The sequence below is a fragment of the Algibacillus agarilyticus genome (assembly GCF_003286125.1).
Classification (GTDB): domain Bacteria; phylum Pseudomonadota; class Gammaproteobacteria; order Enterobacterales; family Alteromonadaceae; genus Algibacillus; species Algibacillus agarilyticus.
This window is the reverse complement of the sequence record NZ_QMED01000004.1, coordinates 252,348-272,728: the sequence shown is the minus strand read 5'-3', so window position 1 is coordinate 272,728 and position 20,381 is coordinate 252,348. Positions and strand designations below refer to the sequence as shown.

Genomic DNA, 20,381 nt, shown 5'->3' with positions numbered 1-20,381 from the left:
ATGAGTTAATACTTGTATTTATATTGTATATTGATAATATACAATATAATCACGTTAGCAAGGATTATTATGTCTATACAAGTCAAACCATTCTTTCATCAAGCATCTGCCACAATTAGTTACATTATTTATGATGATGTAAATAAAGTAGCAGCGGTAATAGACACCGCCTATGATTTTGATATTCACACGGGTCAAATCAATACCCAGTTTGTTGATGAACAAATTGCTTTTATTCGTGAACATAATTTAGCCTTACTTTGGATTTTAGAAACACATGCACATGCTGACCACTTAACGGGAGCGGCCTATTTGCAAAAACAACTCGGTGGTAAGATTGGTATCGGTGAGGGTATTAAATGGGTGCAATCTGTATTTAAGCAAAAATTTAATATCCCTGATCATGAATTACTGGCAGATGGCCAAGTGTTTGATGTTTTGTTGCAAGATGCCAATACGTTCATGTTAGGTGATTATGCTTTTACGGTGATGGCAACACCGGGTCATACTAACGACAGTGTGACCTATTTGATTGAAAACCATGCCTTTGTTGGCGATACATTATTTTTACCTGATGTGGGTAGCGCACGATGCGACTTTCCAGGTGGCAGTACAGTCGAGTTGTTCAACAGCGTTAATAAGATCCATCAATTGCCTGATAATACAATATTGTGGATGTGTCATGATTATCCTGCAACCAACAGGCCCATCAACTTTTCAACGACCGTTAAAATGAGCAAACAGCACAATATTCATTTAGCGACAAACCAATCGTTAGAAAAATTTATTCAATTGCGAACGGATCGAGACAAACATTTATCAGCGCCTAAGTTGTTGTATCCGGCGATTCAAATTAATATCCGTGCTGGGCAGTTACCCAAACCCCACGTTAATGGCCAAATTTATATTAATTTACCTCTCAATATTAAGGAATAAAAATGACTGAATTTACACCTTATAGCGCTTTGCTCGGTGGCATGATGATCGGCTTTTCTGCTTTATTTTTACTGATTTTATTTGGGAAAATAGCCGGTATATCGGGCATGTTAGGTAATTTATTAAGTAAACCGTTAAGCCATGCTTGGGTTTGGAGTTTCTTGGGCGGGATGATTTTAGCCGGCTTTATATTTAGTGGAACGTTGAATGAAGTCGAAAGCATTAATTTAGATTTACTCAGCTGGCGATATGTTTTACTGGGAGGATTCGTTGTGGGTATAGGTACATCGCTAGGGTCGGGGTGTACAAGTGGCCATGGTATTTGTGGAATAGGGCGATTTTCTGTTCGTTCGTTGATTGCGACTTGCCTATTTATGTTAACGGCTATCATTACTGTGTATGTTCGAGGGTAAAAAATGAAACAGCAACTTATTTATAGTTTACTTGGTTTTATGTTTGGCACTGGCTTAATTATCGCGGGTATGACTGATCCAAATAAAGTCATTAATTTTTTAGATATCACAGGGCACTGGGATCCCAGTTTGGCATTTGTCATGATAGGGGCGCTAATGGTGTTTGGTTTAGGTTATCATTTTATTGTGAAACGAATGATTAAACCGTATGGACAAGAATGTTTTAATTTACCGACTAAAACCAAGCCTGATGTTAAACTCGTCATAGGCAGCTGTTTATTTGGTATTGGTTGGGGCATTGCGGGTATTTGCCCGGGTCCAGCTATGGTTAATTTAACGTTATTTGATGCTAAAATATCTGGTTTTATTATTATGATGTTAATCGGTATGAAATTAACGCAACTTGTTAATAAGCGTATTTCATAGCATAGCGTTTATTCTTAAATTGAGGTTATAAATGGATTTTTCTGCGATGCAAGATAATTCAGCAGAAGCAATAAAATTGCTAAAGGCAGTCAGCAATCAAAATCGTTTAATGATTTTGTGTTGCTTACAACAAGGTGAGTTGTCTGTTTCTGCGTTAAATGAAATATTAACGATCCCGCAATCGAGTTTATCGCAACAACTTGCTGCTTTACGCACCGAAGGGTTAGTTAAAACCCGTCGCGAAGCACAAAGTATTTATTATTCACTAAACAGCCACGAAGTCGTTGAACTGATTGGTTTATTACATAAGTTGTTTTGTAAAGAATAGTCGCCTAGATAACCTGATTATTGTTAATCAACCAATAATGACGATATAAAAAAGCTAATTTGATTTTTACCCGATGCCTTGGCTAAATACATGGCTCGGTCTGCATTTTTAATTAACTCGGTTGATGAATGACTACTCGATGGGTATTCTGCAATGCCAATTGATGCGCCCATCGTAAACGTTTCACCTTTGATCTCAATGGGCTCATTTAAAGAATTGATAACGCGTTGGGCAACCGCTTCAATTTCGTCTTTACCACTGGGGTTATGTAATACAAATATAAATTCGTCACCGCCTAAGCGGGCAACGGTATCGGTGTCGCGAACTAAACTGAGTAGTCTTTGTGCAATAATTTTTAACATGTCATCACCTACATCATGACCAAAATTATCATTGACCAATTTAAAGCCGTCTAAATCCATAAACATTAATGCAATATTGCAAGGTTCGCGCTTTGCATTTAAGATTTTTTGATTTAACCGCTCCATTAACAGTAAGCGGTTAGGTAAATTAGTGAGGGCATCGTAAAACGCTCAATGTTTTAAATGTTCATTTATACGCCATAGTTCCGTGATATCACTAAAGACCGAAATATAACGTAATGGGTTTCCGTCTTGATCGCGTACCATGCGTATACTTAAACGTTCTAGAAATTCATCGCCATTTTTGCGCCGACTCCACAATTCACCATTCCATTTTCCTGTTGTTTGAATTTGATGCCACATATAGGCATAAAAGTCTTGGCTATAACGATTCGATTTTAAAATTCGAGGTGTTTGGCCCAGCGCTTCATGTGTGCTGTAACCTGTTATATCAACAAATGCAGGGTTGACCGATAAAATATTGCCTTGTAAATCGGTAACTAAAACGCCATCGATTGTATTATCAAATACATAGGCTGCTAACTTAAGTTGAGCTTGTGTCTCTTTTAAATCTGTTATTTCACTGGCGATAGATGAAAAACCGACAACCGAACCATCTTCAGCAAAATGTGGAATATATTGGCCAATAATACTGCTTTCAGTTCCGTTCACTTTGGTTAGCACGCGTTCAAAGCGTTGCGGTTTGCCGGTTAATACGGCTTGAATATTTTCTTGATTTAATTGATATAAATCTTCACCGGCTAATTCTCTAAATGTCATGCCGATAATTTGTTGTGGCGTTTTATTAAACCATTCTTGGTAGGCTTCATTGGCAAACAAGCAATATAAATTTTTATCCCAATAACCCACCATATTGGGCATTGAATTGATTATAGAATGGCAAAGTCTTTCGTTTTGATTGCTTTTTTGAGAGGAAACAACTTGGCTTTGCATGCGTTTTAATACACAAAGTAAATAATGAATAAAACTACTTAAACTAATAAAAATGAGGGTTGCGGTATAGTTTAAATGGCTTGCTGAAAATGGGAACGGTAAAAACTGGAGTAAAACAAAATGGATAGTTATGCAACTGAGTAAAATCACGAAAAAGCCAGTAACAACCCCCCCGTAAATACTGGCCAATACCACAATAGGATAAAAAACAAACCAAATTAACTCTTCCGCTAAAGTTTGCGATAACGACAAAAAAGTAGTGGCGATTAAGCTCATTAAGAGCGCAATAAAAGCGAGCAATTTTATCGTTTTTATGGTTTGACTATAGTTGTTTAGAAATCCGTTTTCTTGTTGCTTATTCATCACTGTTCTCAGACTTGAGCCTTGTTAAGCATTCCTGAATTTAAATTTTAAATTCGCTTTAGCCATTATTAAATGAGCGCTAATGTCAGTTTACTATAGGGTTGAGGTATTATCCTGTAATCAAGTCGATTGATTGTAATTTTATTATTATGTCGCTGATCGTTTCCTTAATTATTAATAATACAAAAGCAATGTGCATTAAATATGACTTGTATAGTCAAAGCGATCGTGTTTTAGGGGCAGGTTTCTAGTTCCAGACGAAACATAAGTACTTACATCCCTGTTAGCAAAGCCGTCAAAGCTACCGCGTCCTGCTCTCGCGCCTTACCTGGATCCATGCAGGCAAGCTTCGAGACCCCATGATCATATGCTCTACTATGTGATTGGGGCGAGTAAGCGCTGACAATGAACCATAAAACCTGAGCGAGAAGACTATAAATAGAAATCCAGCGTTCTGGTTAGTTTCAGGGTCGTTAATGTGCAACATAATCGCTGGGTATATTTAAACGCTCGAAAAACGTCATTTCAACCTGACCTTAATTGTTACGAGCTTATAGAGTGAATAATCATTGTTGTACGGTTTTTTTAATTCCACTTACAAGGGGATATATTGCTTTAACGTGACCTATATGTTTTTATTTTGATTTATAATGAGTTTAATAAGTTGATTGTGTTTGTCTCTGGGTGTATTTTGTCGAAATGTAGACTATGCAGCCAGATATGAATTGATAATTCAGCACTGGTTATTTAAATAAACCTGACTATTTACGCTAACGATATAAGTGAAATAGAGACGTGTTTAAGCACAATGCGTCAAATTGCTCCCGAAGGAACCCCAAGATGGCTATTCAATTAATGACTAAATGGCTTGCACCTGTATTAATTGCCACTTCATTGTCTATATCAGTGCCAGTATTTTGTGCTGATGTGTTAAAAGCGGATAAACACTATAATAATAAAGCGTATTCGTTAGCGCTTAAAGGGTATTTAGAGGCGGCAAAAGTGGGTAATCCACATGCTTATTATCAGCTAGGTACTATGTATAATAAAGGTCTAGGGGTTGAAGTCGACGCGCTTAATTCGTTAATTTATTTATCAATGGCGGCTGAATATGATTTTCATGATTCAAGCCAAATCATCGCCAATATGTTTGCTAAATTAAAACCTGAAGTACAAGCCGAAATAACGGCAATTTTAACTAAACATATGGCAGAAAACGGTAAATCAAAAATTGAAAAACAGTATTTTCCGCAACTTATCATCGAAAATCTAAGCAAAAAAATAACATTTGAAGGGCAAGCCGAGCTCGAAACCCAATTTTATGCGGATGATTATATGGGTGATGAATTTAGCGAAATGAACAGCCTCGCTGATGATGAAGAATCAACCGATGATTTTTATATGCCGATGTCTACACCTAAAAAAGGCTTTGTTATTATCGATCATGATGTAGCCCAAGATGGCTCGGTACGTAACATCACTGATGTGCAAAAAATGGGTTTATCTCAAAGTTTAATAAAAAATTACGCTTTGTTTCCAAGTTTAAAACCAACCTTTGAAGGTAAGCCTGTCGAATTTGTTAATCGTGTTACTTTAGGGGCGGCAAATTACAATAAGTTCACGTTGCTTGATGAAGATCCAACGCTTTATAAAGCCATATTAAAAGCTTATAAAAAATTGAAAACAGCAGAATCGCTTCATGATCAATATTTATTGGCGATGGCGTTACAAAATTTCAAATGGTTAGAGCAAAAAGAAGGGGAAGTTGAACAGCGCTTGTTGGAAGTAGCAGAGCAAGGTCACCCCGGTGCTATGTATGAATATGGTTATAAGTTACTGCGAGAACAACAAGATATAAAGCAGGCTATTAAATGGATATCTTTAGCCAGCAGTTATGGTTTAGCCAGAGCTGAATACAGACTCGGAAAACTATTAATGAATAGCCCTTGGGTAGTAAAAGATGAGAAAAAAGCGTTATTTTGGTTTGAGTCGGCAACACAAAAAGACCATATGCCCGCCATATTAACAACGATTGATTTACTTATAAACGCAAAAGATAAATCGATACGCGATTTAAACCGAGCTATTGATATGTTAGCTGAAATCGAAAAACAGCAGTATACAAACCCTGAGTATTTTTACTTAGCAGCGATGTCTCATATTAATCGCAAAAACAGAGATTACACCCAAGTGATATCGAATCTAGAACGCGCAATCTTTTTAGGTTCAAATGCAAATTGGGATGTATCTGACTGGGAAGAACTATTAATCAAACTCACTCAAGGCACTGTTTATATTACTGAGTAAGTTAGATCACAGTGTAAGTTAAAGCTACGATTATTCAGCTGAGTTAGCAGCTGGGCTGAATAAATAAAAACAACGCCTCCTGATTTATTGCCTATTCAAAATTATGTAATCCTTATATAAATTAATAAATAATATTGCTGGAACCTGATGAGGCATTTTCGAATAAACAAAGGGAATTACAAACTTGTCTCTTGCAAGTAAATTTACATAGGACTGGATGAAAAGAACCACAAGTTTTGGTATTTACTATCCCGAGTTGGAGTTCATGTAGCCATAGTTATCCATATATAGAAGCTAGACATACTTAAATCAGGATGATTATGGAATGACAATGAACGGAAATTGGATTATTGATTAAAACAGTTTTGTATCGGCAAGATATTTGGTAATCTTTCATTATTGAATTTTAAATAATTTTACACGGAAGAAACATGAAAATTGCGATAGCGGGTACGGGTTACGTTGGTTTATCAAATGCTATGTTATTAGCGCAACACAACGAAGTCATTGCCGTTGATATAATCAAAGAAAAGGTTGATTTATTAAACAATAAAAAATCACCGATCGCTGATGTCGAAATTGAAGACTTTTTAGCAAATAAAGAAATCAATTTCACTGCTACTTTAGATAAAGAGTCAGCATACAAAGACGCTGATTACGTGATAATTGCTACGCCAACTGATTATGATAGTGTTAATAATTATTTTAATACCAAATCGGTTGAAGCCGTTATAAAAGATGTGATGTCGATCAACCCTGAAGCTGTAATGGTCATTAAGTCGACAGTACCTGTGGGATACACTAAAACGGTCAAGCAGCAGCTTTGTTGTAATAACATTATATTTTCACCTGAATTTTTACGTGAAGGTAAAGCCTTATATGACAATTTACATCCATCACGCATTATCGTTGGAGAAAAATCTGAGCGAGCAGAAGTATTCGCCAGCTTGTTAGCTCAAGGCGCGATTAAAGAAAATATAGATATTTTATTTACTGATTCAACAGAAGCTGAAGCCGTTAAATTATTTTCTAATACTTACCTTGCTATGCGTGTCGCATACTTCAATGAGCTTGACTCTTACGCCGAAGCGCATGGATTAAACTCTAAACAAATTATTGAAGGTGTCGGCTTAGATCCTCGCATAGGGCAGCATTATAATAATCCTTCATTCGGTTACGGCGGGTATTGCTTACCTAAAGACACTAAGCAATTATTAGCTAACTACCAAGATGTGCCTAATAACATGATCCGTGCGATTGTTGATGCTAATACAACACGCAAAGACTTTGTTGCTTTTTCAATATTAGAACGCAATCCAAAAGTAGTGGGTATTCACAGATTAGTGATGAAATCAGGATCGGACAATTTCAGAGCTTCTGCGATTCAAGGTATTATGAAACGTATTAAAGCAAAAGGTGTTGAAGTTGTTGTTTATGAACCTGAGCTTGATGAAGATGAATTTTTTCATTCAAGAGTTATTAAAGACTTTGCAGAGTTTAAAAAGATATCAGATGTCATCGTTGCTAATCGTTTAACAGACGATATTAAAGATGTAATAGATAAAGTTTATACACGTGATTTATTTGGTAGTGATTAGTTATTGTATTCACAATTTAAATGGAATTAAAAAATATAAAATGTAGTCAATTTAAAAGCCGCTTGAATCAATTTCTAGCGGTATTATTTTTAATGTCTACTTTTTATATTTTCGCAAACTCGGCAACACAATTATTTGAATTTTTAACGCCTGAATTTCTAAGCAAATACCAACAATCTTATGGTGATGATGCCCTTGATCGTATAAATGAATGGAAAGCGTTAATCGCAGATAATCAAGATGAGAATGATTGGAATAAATTACATTTAGTTAATGATTTTTTTAATCAAAACATCAATTTTATCAATGATGTTCATCATTGGGGCGCGGACGATTATTGGGCTACCCCGCTAGAATTTATTGGTACACAAGGCGGAGACTGCGAAGATTACTCTATTGCTAAATATTTCACCTTAAAAGCGTTAGGTGTCGATCAGAATAAACTACGCTTAATGTACGTAAGAGCGTTAGAATTTAACGAAGCTCATATGGTTCTCATCTATTCAGAAGAGCCAACTGAAATCCCGCTTGTACTTGATAATATAAAAACAAAAATACGCCCAGCACATAAAAGAAAAGATCTTAAACCTATTTATAGTTTTAACGGTGACGGCCTATGGTTAGCTAAAGCCCGAGGTTTAGGCAAAAAAGTAAAAGGCAAGGGAAGCATGGCATTGTGGGATGATGTGGTTTCTCGTATCGAAAAAGGCGAATTCAAGCAGGCTAAATAGTCGATTTTTGATATTTGTTTTTACATTAATATTAAACGTTTAATACAACACTATATAGGGTCGATTTTAGTCGACAAAAATTATGGATATAAGAAAAACGAGTCTTCGAAATCAGCTTAATTTTGTCATTTTGTTTGTACTCAGTTTAACATTTTTAGGCAGTGTGTGGATCAATGTAAACAACACACGAACCTTTATTGCTCAGCAATTAGAAGCACATGCGCAAGACACGGCAACAAGCCTGGGCCTTTCATTAGGCGATTTAATTATAGAAGAAGATGAATACTCGATTCATGCTTCAATAAACGCTATTTTTGATCGCGGTTTTTTTAAAAAAATAATATTAGAAAAACCAAAGGGCGGTGTGCGTTACAAACGTGAAGTTAATGAGTTACCAGAAAATGTACCCACGTGGTTTATCAATTTATTCCCACTTGAAGCACCTTTAATGAAAACCATGATTGATACGGGCTGGACGATAGGCGGTGCATTATATGTGCAAGCCCATCCAGGCTTGGCCTACCAGCAATTATGGCAAAGTGCATTAGATTCTGTTCACACCACTCTGGTCATCTTCGTATTTGCGTTGTTACTTGGCTATATCATTTTACAACAAGTATACAAGCCCATCCAAGCGGTATCGGAGCAAGCTAAAGCGGTTAGTTTACGCCAGTTTGATACGATTGATAATATCCCGCATACCAAAGAACTACGCGCCTTTGTACTTGCGATGAACCAAATGGTAACTAATGTAAAAAGCACATTTCACGAGTTAACCGTTTTTGCTGAAAAAGCGCAAAAAGCAGCGTATGAAGATAGCAAAACAGGGTTACCAAACAGACAAGCATTTAATAACCGTATTACTGATTTATTGTCAAAAGAGTCGGATGTGACAGGTTACTTAATCATGATCCGGTTTAATGTATTGCAAGATGTAAATAAACAGAGCGGATACGAAGCCGGTGACAGCTTAGTTGACGATATTTCGAGCATTGTGAAGACTGAATTAAAAAAATCACGAGAAGCTGAGCTATATAGAACATCGGGATCTGAGTTAATCGTTGTAGTGCCTAATCGTCAAATAGATATTCTTGAAGAAAGTGTGTCTAACATGATGAGTTCTTTTAAAACTGTTGAGCTTTTAAAACCGGATAGCTTTGGTGTGTATGGGATTGGCATTGGAGCGGTTGAGTTTAGTCATGCACGCACGTTAAAAAACACCATGTATAGCTTAGATATGGCTACACACAATGCCAGTTTTGAAACATCTGGTTACTTTATTAAACCCAGTGACACCGGTTCGAATAATAACTTAATTCAAACTTCTTCAGAAATGAAGAGTGTCATCTTAACGATTATAAAAAGTCATGTAGATTGCATTAAAATAAAAACACAAGCTACGAGTTCGCTAGGAAAAAGAGAAACCTATCACAAACAAATATTTGCCTTTTTTGTGGTTGAGGGTGTTGAATACAACACGGCTGATATATTTAGTAGTGCGAGTAATTATGGTTTAACGGCTAAACTAGACGTTGCAATTTTAAATAGTGTGATTAGAAATATAGGGCTGTTAAATGCAGGTAAAAAAGGAAAAATAGCCGTTAGTATTTCAAAAGAAACGCTATATAATCTCGAAGCGATTAACAATATTCGTGATTTGTTAGCGTTTAGTGGTATTGCTAATACATTTGTTGTTGAGTCGACTGAGAATGCGGTATTAAGTAATGTCGATTCAAGCATATTAGCAATTGATAAATTAAAACAAGTTGGTTGTTCATTTTGTATAAACCGATTTGGATCAAGTATGCAATCCCTTACTTATTTAATGCAAATAAAGCCGAATATGGTTAAGTTTGATTCTGCTTACACAGGCACTGTTGAACAGCTAGAACAAAATAAAATACTCATTTCAACCATTGTAAACATGGCTCACGGTATTAACATTCCAGTAATGGCGCAAAGAGTAGAAAGTGCGCAGCAACTTGAATTGTTAAAACACCTTAATATAGATGCTGCACAAGGCTATTTTGTTGACAAACCTACGTTGGTTATGTAGCAGATTTGTTGTTATTTGTTTGTGTTTGTGTGAAATTAATTTCAGATAAACGAAAAGAGGAATTTATTTGCGTATTTGAGTATAAATAAATTGATATAGCTTAGCAATTGATGGAAAATTAACCTTGTCTCAATTGTTATTCTTAAAGGGAATTACACAAATGAAAAAAATTATTCTAGCGAGCCTATTTTCGTTAATGTCGTTAACCGCAAATGCGGATGTCGTTTCTGATTTAGCATCTGGCTTATCAGTAGAGCAAATTATTCAAAATGCAGGTGAAAATTTAACCCCTACAGCATTAGATGCATTAATAACTGAAATTATTGCCGCTGATCCTGATTTAGCGGGAGAGGTTATTACGGCGGTTATTGCAGCTTATCCTTCTAATGATCTTAGTGGTTTAATTTCACTCGTTGTATCTCTTGCGCCAGATCAAGCGGAAGCCATCATTTCAGCCGCAGTTATTGCCTCACCTGAAAATGCTCAAGCGATTGTCGATATTGCCGTTGCAAACGGTGTAGATGGTGATGCCGCTATTGTTGCTGCCATATTGGGTGGCGCAGATGCAACACAAATTTCAGCGCCGACAGCTGCAGGTAACCCAAACGCTAATGAAAATGCAGCGGGCAATCAAAATGCCAACCCGAATGCGGCTAACCCTAATCAGGGGCAAGGTCCTGCTGTGCCTAATGTACCTGTAGTGCAAGATCCTATTTCTAGAAACTAACTTTAAGCAAATGCAATTTTAAGTAAATACAACAATTAGTGCTCAAATTATAAAATGTATGATTTTTAGAGCATAACGTTAAACGGAATTATGAGCACTAATTTAGCTTTTTACCTCACTTGTTTTATATTATGGTTCTCGCCTATACCGCTTGGTGCTAATCGACCTTGGGCATGGGGAATGATAGAAGCATTAATTGCTATTACCTCATTACTTATTGTTTATAGCTTTCACCACCATATTATCTTGCAACGAATCAAACAGTCATTTTTGTTATTATCTGTAATAAGTTTTGTACAAATATGGGTGTTTTTTCAATGGATCTGTAGCTATTACCCAGAGTTATCCTTTTTACAAAGCCTTGATCCTGCGACAACTGAAGTCGCATTAATCAAAGGTCTCAGCTTTTGTTTGTTTATTATTAATTTAGCTGTGGTTATTGATAATAAACAACGTCAAAAAATAGTAATAAAAGTAATTATTGCTTCAGGGTTAACCCAAGCTATTTACGCTATTTTTTTACAATATTCTGGTTGGGAATATTCACCACTCGGTTTTAAAATTATAGACAGGGCTAATGGCTCTTTTGTTTACCATAACCATTTAGCCGGATATTTAGTTTTGTGCTTAAGTGTAGCAATTGGTTATATGATTGGTTCTCTTAAAGGTATGAGGGCTAAAACAAATAAAGCACGACTAGCATCCGTTATTGAAACGATGTTAAGTGAAAAATGGATTTTACGCATAGCCATCATTATTATGGTAATAGCTCTTATTATGACCCGTTCGCGCATGGGTAATTCAGCATTTTTTGTCTCACTTTTAGTCACTAGCGGTTTAGCATTACTGTTAATGAAGCGTCCGCCCAATACTTTAAAATGGTTAGTTGCCAGTTTAATCATATTAGATATCGCTATTGTAGGTGCATACTTTGGTGTTGATAAAGTTAAAGAACGTTTAGAGGCAACTTCGTTTCAATCAGAAACACGCGATGATGTTGTAGCGGCATCAATACCTTACATTCAAGACTATTGGTTAACTGGCAGCGGCGCGGGTACCTTTGGTAGTACATTTCAAAGTTATCAACTATATAGTTTTGGTGGCTATTACGATCATGCTCACAATGAATATCTACAGTTTTTGGTGGAGTTTGGTATTGCACCCTCTGTATTAATGTTTGTTATGTTAGTACTATTTTTATTGTCGAGTTTGATGAATGTGAAAAAAGATAAGCGGTTTATCTATTTTACAGGTTGTATGGCCATCATAGCGCTAATGATGCATATAACTGTTGATTTTATGTTACAAGCAATGCCGATTTCTTTATTGCTTATAACCATTTTGTTTTTCATTAATAATACACAGAGGAGTTTCAATAGATGAAGTTTTTAGTAACAGGTGCAGCGGGGTTTATTGGTAATTTTGTCTCTGAACAACTGTGTGATTCAGGGCATGACGTAGTAGGTCTTGATAACCTAAACGATTATTACGACCCCAACCTTAAACTCGCTCGCTTAAAACGATTAGATAAATTCACTAACTTTACTTTTGTTAAGTTAGATCTAGCAGACAGAGAAGGTATTGCCGCACTTTTTGCAGATGAAAAATTTGATCGTGTTATCCATTTAGCTGCGCAAGCAGGCGTTCGTTACTCTATTGAAAACCCGCTAGCTTATATTGATTCTAACTTAGTCGGAATGGCAACTATCTTAGAAGGCTGTCGCCATAATAAAGTTGAGCATTTAGTATATGCGTCTTCTAGCTCTGTATATGGTATGAATGAAAAAATGCCATTTTCGACCGAAGATGCCGTAGATCACCCAGTATCGCTTTATGCGGCCACTAAAAAATCAAACGAATTAATGGCTCACAGTTATAGCCATTTATATGATTTACCTACCACAGGATTAAGATTTTTTACGGTATACGGGCCTTGGGGCAGACCTGATATGGCACCTTTCTTATTTACAGACGCAATCTTAAACGACCGTGAAATTAAAGTGTTTAATAACGGTAAAATGAAACGAGATTTTACTTATATCGACGATATTGTTGAAGGCATTATCCGTATTCAAGATGTAGTGCCATTCCGCAATGCCGGCAACCCAAATACATCACCAGCATCAAGCAAGGCTCCTTACAAAATATTTAATATTGGTAATAATAAACCTATTCCACTTATGAGTTTTATTGAAGCTATTGAAAAAGCCGCAGGAAAAGAAGCGAAAAAGAACTTTATGCCAATGCAACCGGGTGATGTGCCAGCAACATTTGCTGATATTGATAGTTTGCAAAAAGAAGTTGGTTTTAAACCTGAAACAAAAATTGAAGTTGGTATGCAGAAATTCGTCAATTGGTTTAAAAGATACTATCAGAAGTCGAAGGGAGTTAGTCATACTTAACAATCAAATAAATAATAATTTTAAAAGTATAAGAAAATCATGGCACAACAATTGTTAAAATCATTTAATTACATCAGAAGATATAATTAAATGATAATTTTAATAACTGGCGGCGATGGCTTTGTCGATAGTGCTGTAATTCGTCATATCATCAAAAGCACTACGGAATCGGTGATTAATGTAGTCTGTTTAACTTATGCAGGTAATACGGAATCTTTGTCTTTAATTGATAAAAGTGTACAACATCACTTTGTGCAGGTTGAAATCTGTGATGCTAAAGCAATGGAAGATACTTTTGTTAAGTTCCAACCGGATGCGTTAATGCACCTAGCGGCAAAATCGCACGTTGATAGGTCTACAGATGGACTTGCTGCTTTTATGCAAACTAATATTATGGGGATTTTCACCTCATTAGAGGCGCCTCGTAAACATTGGCTGAAATTTACTGGTGATAAAAAAACAACTTTTCACTTCCATCATATAAGTACTGATGAAGTATATGGTGATCTAGAAGGTACTGATAACCTTTTTACTGAAACAACCTTTTATGAACCTAGTTTGCTTTATTCTGCTTCTAAAGCAACAAGCGAACACTTAGTACGTTCATGGCAGAGAACCTATGGTTTACCTACCGTTGTTACTAGTTGTTCAAATAACTATGGACCTTACCACTTACCTGAAAAATTGATCCCGCATGTTATCTTAAATACTTTAGATGCGAAGCCTTTACCAATATACGGTGATGGTAATCAGATCCGCGATTGGTTATATTTAGAAGATCATACTCGTGTACTTTGTTAAAGATCTTCTTGGTCATGATGTACGTTATGCTATTGACGCTGAAAAACCGATAGAGTGTTTGCCTGGGGCCCGAAGAAATTTTTGATACGGGGAATCGTAAAACTGTTGTGCGCGAGTGTTAAGTGGCGAATATCAATTTAAACGTATAGGAGGTAAATAGTCATGGCCGATTCTACAAGTTAAATCAACCGCAGAAACAGTTACTGGGGGAAGACAGTTCACTGGCGTAAGCTACATTGTACAATGATGAATAAATTGATATAACAGAAAGGAACCGCTCATAGTTCGTTAAACATGTTAACAATATTGCACGTACAAACTCAATTCAAAATGGTGCGCTCATGAATTTTTACAGTAGGCTACTTTATAGTTTGGATATTGTTAAGCAATAATATATGAGCTTAATAATTGATGGTAAGGAAGTAAAGTGTGATAAATAAAAACATAGGGGGGTTATGTGCCTAGTAAATTAAATAAAGCAATTATCAAAAGTGTTTCAGGCCAATTATCAGTATACATAGTCCAATTTTTAGCGTTAATTATTTACGCCCGTTTGTTTTCACCAGAAGAATTCGGGATTATTGCATCAATTCAAGTGTTTGTTCTGTTTTTTCAAATGATTGCTAATGTTGGAATAGGGCCTGCGATTATTAATGAAGATGAATTTGAAAGTAAAAAACGAGATGGTATATTTACAGTAACAGCAATCATGGGCGGAATTCTTGCTGTATTATTTTTCTTCTTCTCATACTCGTTAAATAGTTTCTATGGTGAGTATGAATATCAGCAAATAGCTATTTTAGTATGCGTTGCTATATTATTTAACTCTCTGAGCATTGTACCGACAACAGCGTTAAATAAAGATACAAAATTTTTAAAACTAGCCTCAATCAATGCGTTGGCTGAGTGTATCGCGCTAGCCTTTGTCTATTCTTTATATTTACAAAATTTTGGTGTTTTAGCTTTAGCTATACGGCCTGCAATTCAAGCAATTGTTAAGTTTGTATTTATCTGGTGTGTATCTTCAAATACAGAGCTGGGTAGGGCTAATTTTGGCTCAGAACTATATCACATCAAGTCAATACTTGCTTTTTCCTTATATCAATTTGGCTTCAATGTCATTAATTTCTTCTCTAGAAATCTAGATAATATTCTAATAGCAAAATACTTTGGAATGAGCTTTGTTGGGGTATATGAAAAGTCATATCAGTTAATGCGATATCCACTAATGGTTACAACATTTGCAATGGCACCGGCAATACAGCCTGTCTTGACAAAAGTGCGTAACAATAAAGACAAAGTTATCAAAGAGCATAATAGTTTAACCTGTAAACTGTTAGCGATATCAATACCAATAAGTATTTTTATATATTTAAATGCTGAAAATATCGTTATAGGCCTTTTTGGTAAACAATGGGTAGGGGTTATACCATTAATAAAAATATTTTCACTAATGATTCCAATACAAGCAGTATCGTCATCATCAGGAGCTTTCTTCCAAGTTATGAATAAACCACACGTTTTATTTGTATCAGGTGCTATATCTGCTTTTGTTAATGTAACGGGAATTGTGATTGGTATCGTGCTTGGTGAGATGGAATATGTAGCTTTTGCGTTAGTAATAGGGTTTTCTATAAATTTCTTTCAAACATACTTTACTCTTTTTAAATATTGCTTTGGTACTAACCCTAAAGAATTTTATTTCGGATTGCTAAAAGTTGTGTGTGTAGTTCTATTGCCTTCTATTTTATATTGCGTGATAAATATTGGCTTTATTACACGTTATTCACTTTCTGTATGGCTAGATTTACTTGTTAATATTTTAGTTGGGTTTATGTCAATTTTCATATTCTACACGCCCTTAAAGAAAATACTACAAAATTCGTGACACCCTAGTGTATATATTACCTTAAATTAAATTTGCAAAGGAAAATTTATGTTTCAAACAGCCATGCTAGTGTTACTTTACAATAAAGAAATAGTTGACAGTGGGACTTTAAATTCTTTAATAAAGTTAAGCAAACAATGCCCTTCTATCAAGCTTGTTATATGGAATAATGGTCCTAAAAAATTAGCAAATAGAGATTGTCTGCAATTTGAAGCACTTGGTTATGATGTAGAAATAAAGGAAACATTACATAATGAGTCGTTAGCTGTTATATACAATAGATTTATAGCAATGAATCAAGCTGATAAATATATTATTCTAGATGATGATTCTGAGCTAAATGATGAATATCTATTAGCAGTATTAAAGTGTGGGGCTGCAGAGGTGGCTATGCCGAAAATTACTTCTGCTGGGATTGTCCGATCTCCAACCATCGACTACATACCTTATATCGAATACTCTACATTTAATTCTAAAAACTTGGTATTAGGAATTGGCAGTGGTTTAGTTATTGGTGAGCATATTACAAATACTCTAAAAGAAAATTACAGTGATATTTTTGATGAACGATTTTACTTATATGGTGTAGATTTTACTTTCTGTCGAAGATTGTTTGATTGTAAATTAACCGATAAAATAAAGGTTATACCTGGGTTTGAACACAGTCTATCTCGATTGGCAGAAGAAGATGTAAAAATAACTAGATTTAGACGTTTGGAACGAAGTTATGATTTAGGCTTAACGCTTAGGTACTATTTCCCATTACCAACGGCGGTATTTAAATTATTCAAGGTTTTTATCAAAATATATATTCTCAGGCGGATGGCGAAGGTTAATTTTGGAACTGTAATTAAAGCATTTTTGACGGGGATACATTACAGGAATAACTGAAAGAATAAGTCGCTTTTAACTTTTTAATGCTTTGCAGAATAAAAGTTTTTTATGTTAAATTGTGAAAGATTCTGTATTCTAAGCGAACTAGATAACAAATTATGCACTAATAGAATACAGTATATTATATAGAGCAATATAGTTGGTGTTACAACATGATTGCGAATTATATATAAATAATTCTTTTTCTACTTCAGCTAGTGACGGGCGGGGTTAGTAGCTTAATCTGTTGACTTCACTAGTAATTTGGGGAAAGTCGTAAATAGGACCGATAAGTTAGATCTGTAATTTGAAAGGGTTTGCTTAGTCCAACGTATTGTTAGCCATGCTCACAATCCTTCATCTTGTCACGGGGGTTACTCTTTACCAAAAGACACCAAGCAACTATTAGCCAACTATCAAAACGTTACCAATAACATGAAAAGGGCGATTATTGACTCTAACACCACCTGTAAAAACTTTGTTGCTGACGGCATTGTTAAGAAGAAACCGAAAGTGGTTGGTGTTTATAGCCTCATTATTAAAACAGGCTCAGAACATTTTAGACCCTCAGCCATACAAGGTATTATGAAGCGTATTAAAGTCAAAGGTATTGAAGTGGTTTTATTTGAGCCCTGAAATAAAATAAAATTAATTCTTCCATTTAAAAGACTTAAATGAATTCACAGTTACCTCAGATGTATTTGATTGTAGTGAACAGTAAATGTAGAAAATGTACTGGACAAGGTTTATACGCGTGACTTGTTTGGTAGTGATTAATAAATGCAAAAAATTAACTATATTGAATAGATTGATATGAAAGGGTGATAAAGTGAAGTTTTTAGTAACAGGTGCAGCAGGGTTTATTGGTAATTTCGTTTCTGAAAAACTATCTGATGCAGGATATGACGTAGTTGGCCTTGATAATTTAAACGATTATTACGACCCCAACCTAAAAATAGCACGCCTAAAACGACTAGATAAATTTACTAACTTTACTTTTGTGAAGTTAGATTTAGCTGATAGAGAAGGTATTGCCTCACTTTTTGAGAAAGAAAAATTCGATCGCGTTATCCACTTAGCAGCCCAAGCGGGTGTTCGTTACTCAATTGAAAACCCACTAGCTTATATTGACTCTAACTTAGTTGGTATGGCGACTATATTAGAAGGTTGTCGTCATAATAAGGTTGAACATTTAGTTTATGCATCATCAAGCTCTGTATATGGCATGAATGAAAAATTGCCATTTTCAACAGAAGATGCTGCTGATCATCCTGTATCACTTTATGCAGCTACTAAAAAATCAAATGAATTAATGGCACACAGCTATAGCTATTTATATGATTTACCAACTACAGGTTTACGCTTTTTTACGGTATATGGCCCATGGGGTCGTCCGGATATGGCACCATTTCTCTTTACTGATGCCATATTAAATGACCGTGAGATTAAGGTCTTTAATAACGGTAAAATGAAACGAGACTTTACCTATATTGACGACATTGTTGAAGGCATAATACGTATTCAAGATGTAGTGCCAGTACACAATGCCGACAACAAAAACACATCACCAGCATCAAGTAAGGCTCCTTACAAAATATTTAATATTGGTAATAATGAACCCATTCCATTATTGAACTTTATCGAGGCCATTGAAAAGGCGTCGGGCATCGAGGCGAAAAAGAACTTTATGCCGATGCAGCAAGGTGATGTACCCGCTACATTTGCTGATATTGACAGTTTAAAAGATGAAGTGGGCTTTAAACCAGATACCGGTATTGAATATGGTATGCAGCAATTTGTTGTTTGGTTTAAAAATTATTATAAATAGAATGCATGTAGTTCTGTATCATATCAGTAAGAATTTAACTATACATTAATTTGAGGGGGAAATTTTGAAAGGATTATTTGTCATTAATTCACTTGAGGGAGGTGGGGCTGAAAAAGTGTTTGTTACTTTAATGTCATTAATAAAAAGCGACAAAGCTAAAAGTTATGAGTTTGATGTGGTGATATTAGATAATTTTGAAGAGGCATATGAGCTACCTACTAATATTAATGTTCATCGCTTGGGTAATTCTTATGGCAAAACTGGTCAACTTGTTAAGTTCTTAATTCTAGTATGGAAACTAAAGCCTGAATTTATATTCAGCTTTTTATTTCGGTCAAATCATTTTAATGCCATTGCTAGTATTTTATTTAAATATAAGTGTATTTTAAGTGAGAGAAGCAATACTAATGGACGAATTCAAGGACGATTTCAAAAAATAAAGAAAAAAATAGTCAAAGTAATATTTAGCAAAGCAGATGCTATAGTCGTTGTTTCTAACGGGGTTGGTAATTGCCTTATAAACGACTATCAAATCGAGCCTAAAAAAATTAAATACCTTAATAACCCATATAATATCGATGAACTAATTACCCGCTCAAATGAGCCTAGTCGTGTAAGTAACAGTAATCGATATATAATTGCAATTGGTAGGTTAGTTAAAACCAAGGGTTTTGCTGATTTAATTATGGCATTCTCTAAATCAAAAGTGACATATGATCTTAAGATCCTTGGTCAAGGGCCTGAATTAGAGTCTTTAAAGGACATGGCTATTAAGTATGGTGTTATGGAGAGAGTTGAGTTTTGTGGGTTCCAGGAGAATCCTGGTACGTTTATCAAAAATGCAGAGTTTTTTGTTTTATCATCTTACTTGGAAGGGTTTCCAAATGCTGTTGTTGAATCTATGGCTCTTTCAAAGCCAATATTAGCTTCAAATTGTACTGATGGACCAAAAGAAATCTTGGGACTCGATAGAGATATTCCGAAAAGTAAAGTGATACATGCTAAGTATGGATTAATATATAGTCCTGGTGATTTAGATGGATTGACTGCTGGATTAGACCAATACTTCGAGTCAGAAAAATTGGTTCATTATTATTCTAATATGAGTTTATTACGTGCAAAAGACTTTAGTCGAGAAATATTTTATTCTAAATTTACTGAAATATTAAAAGAAGTAAATGAGAATCGGTAATGTTACTTTTCTGTAAATTGTTGTTATTTCTTTTTATAGCTATTTACGCCTATAAATGGATGGCTGTTAATAAGTGTTCTCAAGTCCTAAAGTTTATATTTTGGTTAATATTTATAAGACTGGTTTTCGGGGCTTTTCATCAATTTACATACCCTAAAGTGATTGGGCCATTTTCTATAATTTCTCTGTACTCAAT

The 20,381-nt window shown here is 35.2% G+C and carries 18 protein-coding genes and 1 pseudogene; 17 read left to right on the top strand and 2 right to left on the bottom strand.

Going from position 1 to position 20,381, the window contains the following annotated elements; all coding sequences use genetic code 11:
* The first annotated feature begins 69 nt into the window (after positions 1 to 69).
* From DPX34_RS05755 to DPX34_RS05740, 4 genes are read left to right on the top strand one after another with little or no spacing between them, the layout of a single operon-like run.
* Positions 70 to 936, top strand: coding sequence for an MBL fold metallo-hydrolase (locus DPX34_RS05755; RefSeq protein ID WP_111977449.1), 867 nt, complete (start codon positions 70 to 72; stop codon positions 934 to 936).
* Positions 937 to 938: 2 nt separating this feature from the next.
* Positions 939 to 1,349 carry a YeeE/YedE family protein gene (locus DPX34_RS05750; RefSeq protein ID WP_111977448.1) on the top strand — a complete coding sequence of 137 codons (411 nt, stop codon included), beginning with the start codon at positions 939 to 941 and terminating at the stop codon, positions 1,347 to 1,349.
* Positions 1,350 to 1,352: 3 nt separating this feature from the next.
* Positions 1,353 to 1,775 (top strand): DUF6691 family protein, encoded by a 423-nt coding sequence (locus DPX34_RS05745; protein WP_111977447.1) that lies wholly within the window; start codon positions 1,353 to 1,355, stop codon positions 1,773 to 1,775.
* 31 nt (positions 1,776 to 1,806) lie between these two features.
* On the top strand, positions 1,807 to 2,103 hold the full coding sequence (locus DPX34_RS05740; protein WP_111977446.1) for an ArsR/SmtB family transcription factor: 297 nt from the start codon (positions 1,807 to 1,809) through the stop codon (positions 2,101 to 2,103).
* A gap of 23 nt (positions 2,104 to 2,126) precedes the next feature.
* Here the strand turns inward: DPX34_RS05740 and DPX34_RS21970 are convergent.
* A pseudogene (locus DPX34_RS21970) lies at positions 2,127 to 2,624 on the bottom strand (diguanylate cyclase domain-containing protein); the annotation flags it as partial.
* 12 nt (positions 2,625 to 2,636) lie between these two features.
* The gene (locus DPX34_RS21965) at positions 2,637 to 3,782 is read right to left on the bottom strand and encodes a PAS domain S-box protein (protein ID WP_232824667.1); all 1,146 of its coding nucleotides are present in this window, start codon (positions 3,780 to 3,782) and stop codon (positions 2,637 to 2,639) included.
* A gap of 840 nt (positions 3,783 to 4,622) precedes the next feature.
* Here DPX34_RS21965 and DPX34_RS05730 point away from each other — a divergent pair.
* The 13 genes from DPX34_RS05730 (at position 4,623) to DPX34_RS05670 (ending at position 20,185) form a co-directional block, all read left to right on the top strand.
* Positions 4,623 to 6,089, top strand: a complete 1,467-nt coding sequence (locus DPX34_RS05730; RefSeq protein ID WP_111977445.1) for a tetratricopeptide repeat protein — start codon at positions 4,623 to 4,625, stop codon at positions 6,087 to 6,089.
* A gap of 431 nt (positions 6,090 to 6,520) precedes the next feature.
* Positions 6,521 to 7,687, top strand: a complete 1,167-nt coding sequence (locus DPX34_RS05725; RefSeq protein ID WP_111977444.1) for a nucleotide sugar dehydrogenase — start codon at positions 6,521 to 6,523, stop codon at positions 7,685 to 7,687.
* A gap of 92 nt (positions 7,688 to 7,779) precedes the next feature.
* Positions 7,780 to 8,418 (top strand): transglutaminase-like cysteine peptidase, encoded by a 639-nt coding sequence (locus DPX34_RS05720; protein ID WP_111977494.1) that lies wholly within the window; start codon positions 7,780 to 7,782, stop codon positions 8,416 to 8,418.
* 82 nt (positions 8,419 to 8,500) lie between these two features.
* Positions 8,501 to 10,474: an EAL domain-containing protein gene (locus DPX34_RS05715; RefSeq protein ID WP_111977443.1), complete on the top strand. Its 1,974-nt coding sequence runs from the start codon at positions 8,501 to 8,503 to the stop codon at positions 10,472 to 10,474.
* Between the two features lie 160 nt (positions 10,475 to 10,634).
* Positions 10,635 to 11,201 (top strand): hypothetical protein, encoded by a 567-nt coding sequence (locus DPX34_RS05710; RefSeq protein ID WP_111977442.1) that lies wholly within the window; start codon positions 10,635 to 10,637, stop codon positions 11,199 to 11,201.
* A 411-nt stretch (positions 11,202 to 11,612) separates the two neighbouring features.
* Entirely contained in the window at positions 11,613 to 12,584 is a 972-nt protein-coding gene (locus DPX34_RS05705) for an O-antigen ligase family protein (RefSeq protein WP_157964629.1), read from the top strand.
* Positions 12,581 to 13,603 (top strand): NAD-dependent epimerase, encoded by a 1,023-nt coding sequence (locus tag DPX34_RS05700; RefSeq protein WP_111977440.1) that lies wholly within the window; start codon positions 12,581 to 12,583, stop codon positions 13,601 to 13,603. The genes DPX34_RS05705 and DPX34_RS05700 overlap by 4 nt, the downstream gene beginning before the upstream one ends.
* A gap of 90 nt (positions 13,604 to 13,693) precedes the next feature.
* Positions 13,694 to 14,404 carry a GDP-mannose 4,6-dehydratase gene (locus DPX34_RS05695; protein ID WP_332872821.1) on the top strand — a complete coding sequence of 237 codons (711 nt, stop codon included), beginning with the start codon at positions 13,694 to 13,696 and terminating at the stop codon, positions 14,402 to 14,404.
* A 457-nt stretch (positions 14,405 to 14,861) separates the two neighbouring features.
* Entirely contained in the window at positions 14,862 to 16,292 is a 1,431-nt protein-coding gene (locus DPX34_RS05690) for a lipopolysaccharide biosynthesis protein (protein WP_111977439.1), read from the top strand.
* Between the two features lie 48 nt (positions 16,293 to 16,340).
* The gene (locus DPX34_RS05685; protein WP_111977438.1) at positions 16,341 to 17,183 is read left to right on the top strand and encodes a glycosyltransferase family protein; all 843 of its coding nucleotides are present in this window, start codon (positions 16,341 to 16,343) and stop codon (positions 17,181 to 17,183) included.
* Positions 17,184 to 17,600: 417 nt separating this feature from the next.
* Positions 17,601 to 17,801: a hypothetical protein gene (locus tag DPX34_RS05680; protein ID WP_111977437.1), complete on the top strand. Its 201-nt coding sequence runs from the start codon at positions 17,601 to 17,603 to the stop codon at positions 17,799 to 17,801.
* Between the two features lie 193 nt (positions 17,802 to 17,994).
* A complete protein-coding gene (locus DPX34_RS05675) occupies positions 17,995 to 18,993 on the top strand; it encodes an NAD-dependent epimerase (protein ID WP_111977436.1) in 999 nt (332 codons plus the stop codon).
* Positions 18,994 to 19,057: 64 nt separating this feature from the next.
* Positions 19,058 to 20,185, top strand: coding sequence for a glycosyltransferase (locus DPX34_RS05670; protein WP_111977435.1), 1,128 nt, complete (start codon positions 19,058 to 19,060; stop codon positions 20,183 to 20,185).
* The last annotated feature ends 196 nt before the right edge of the window (positions 20,186 to 20,381 follow it).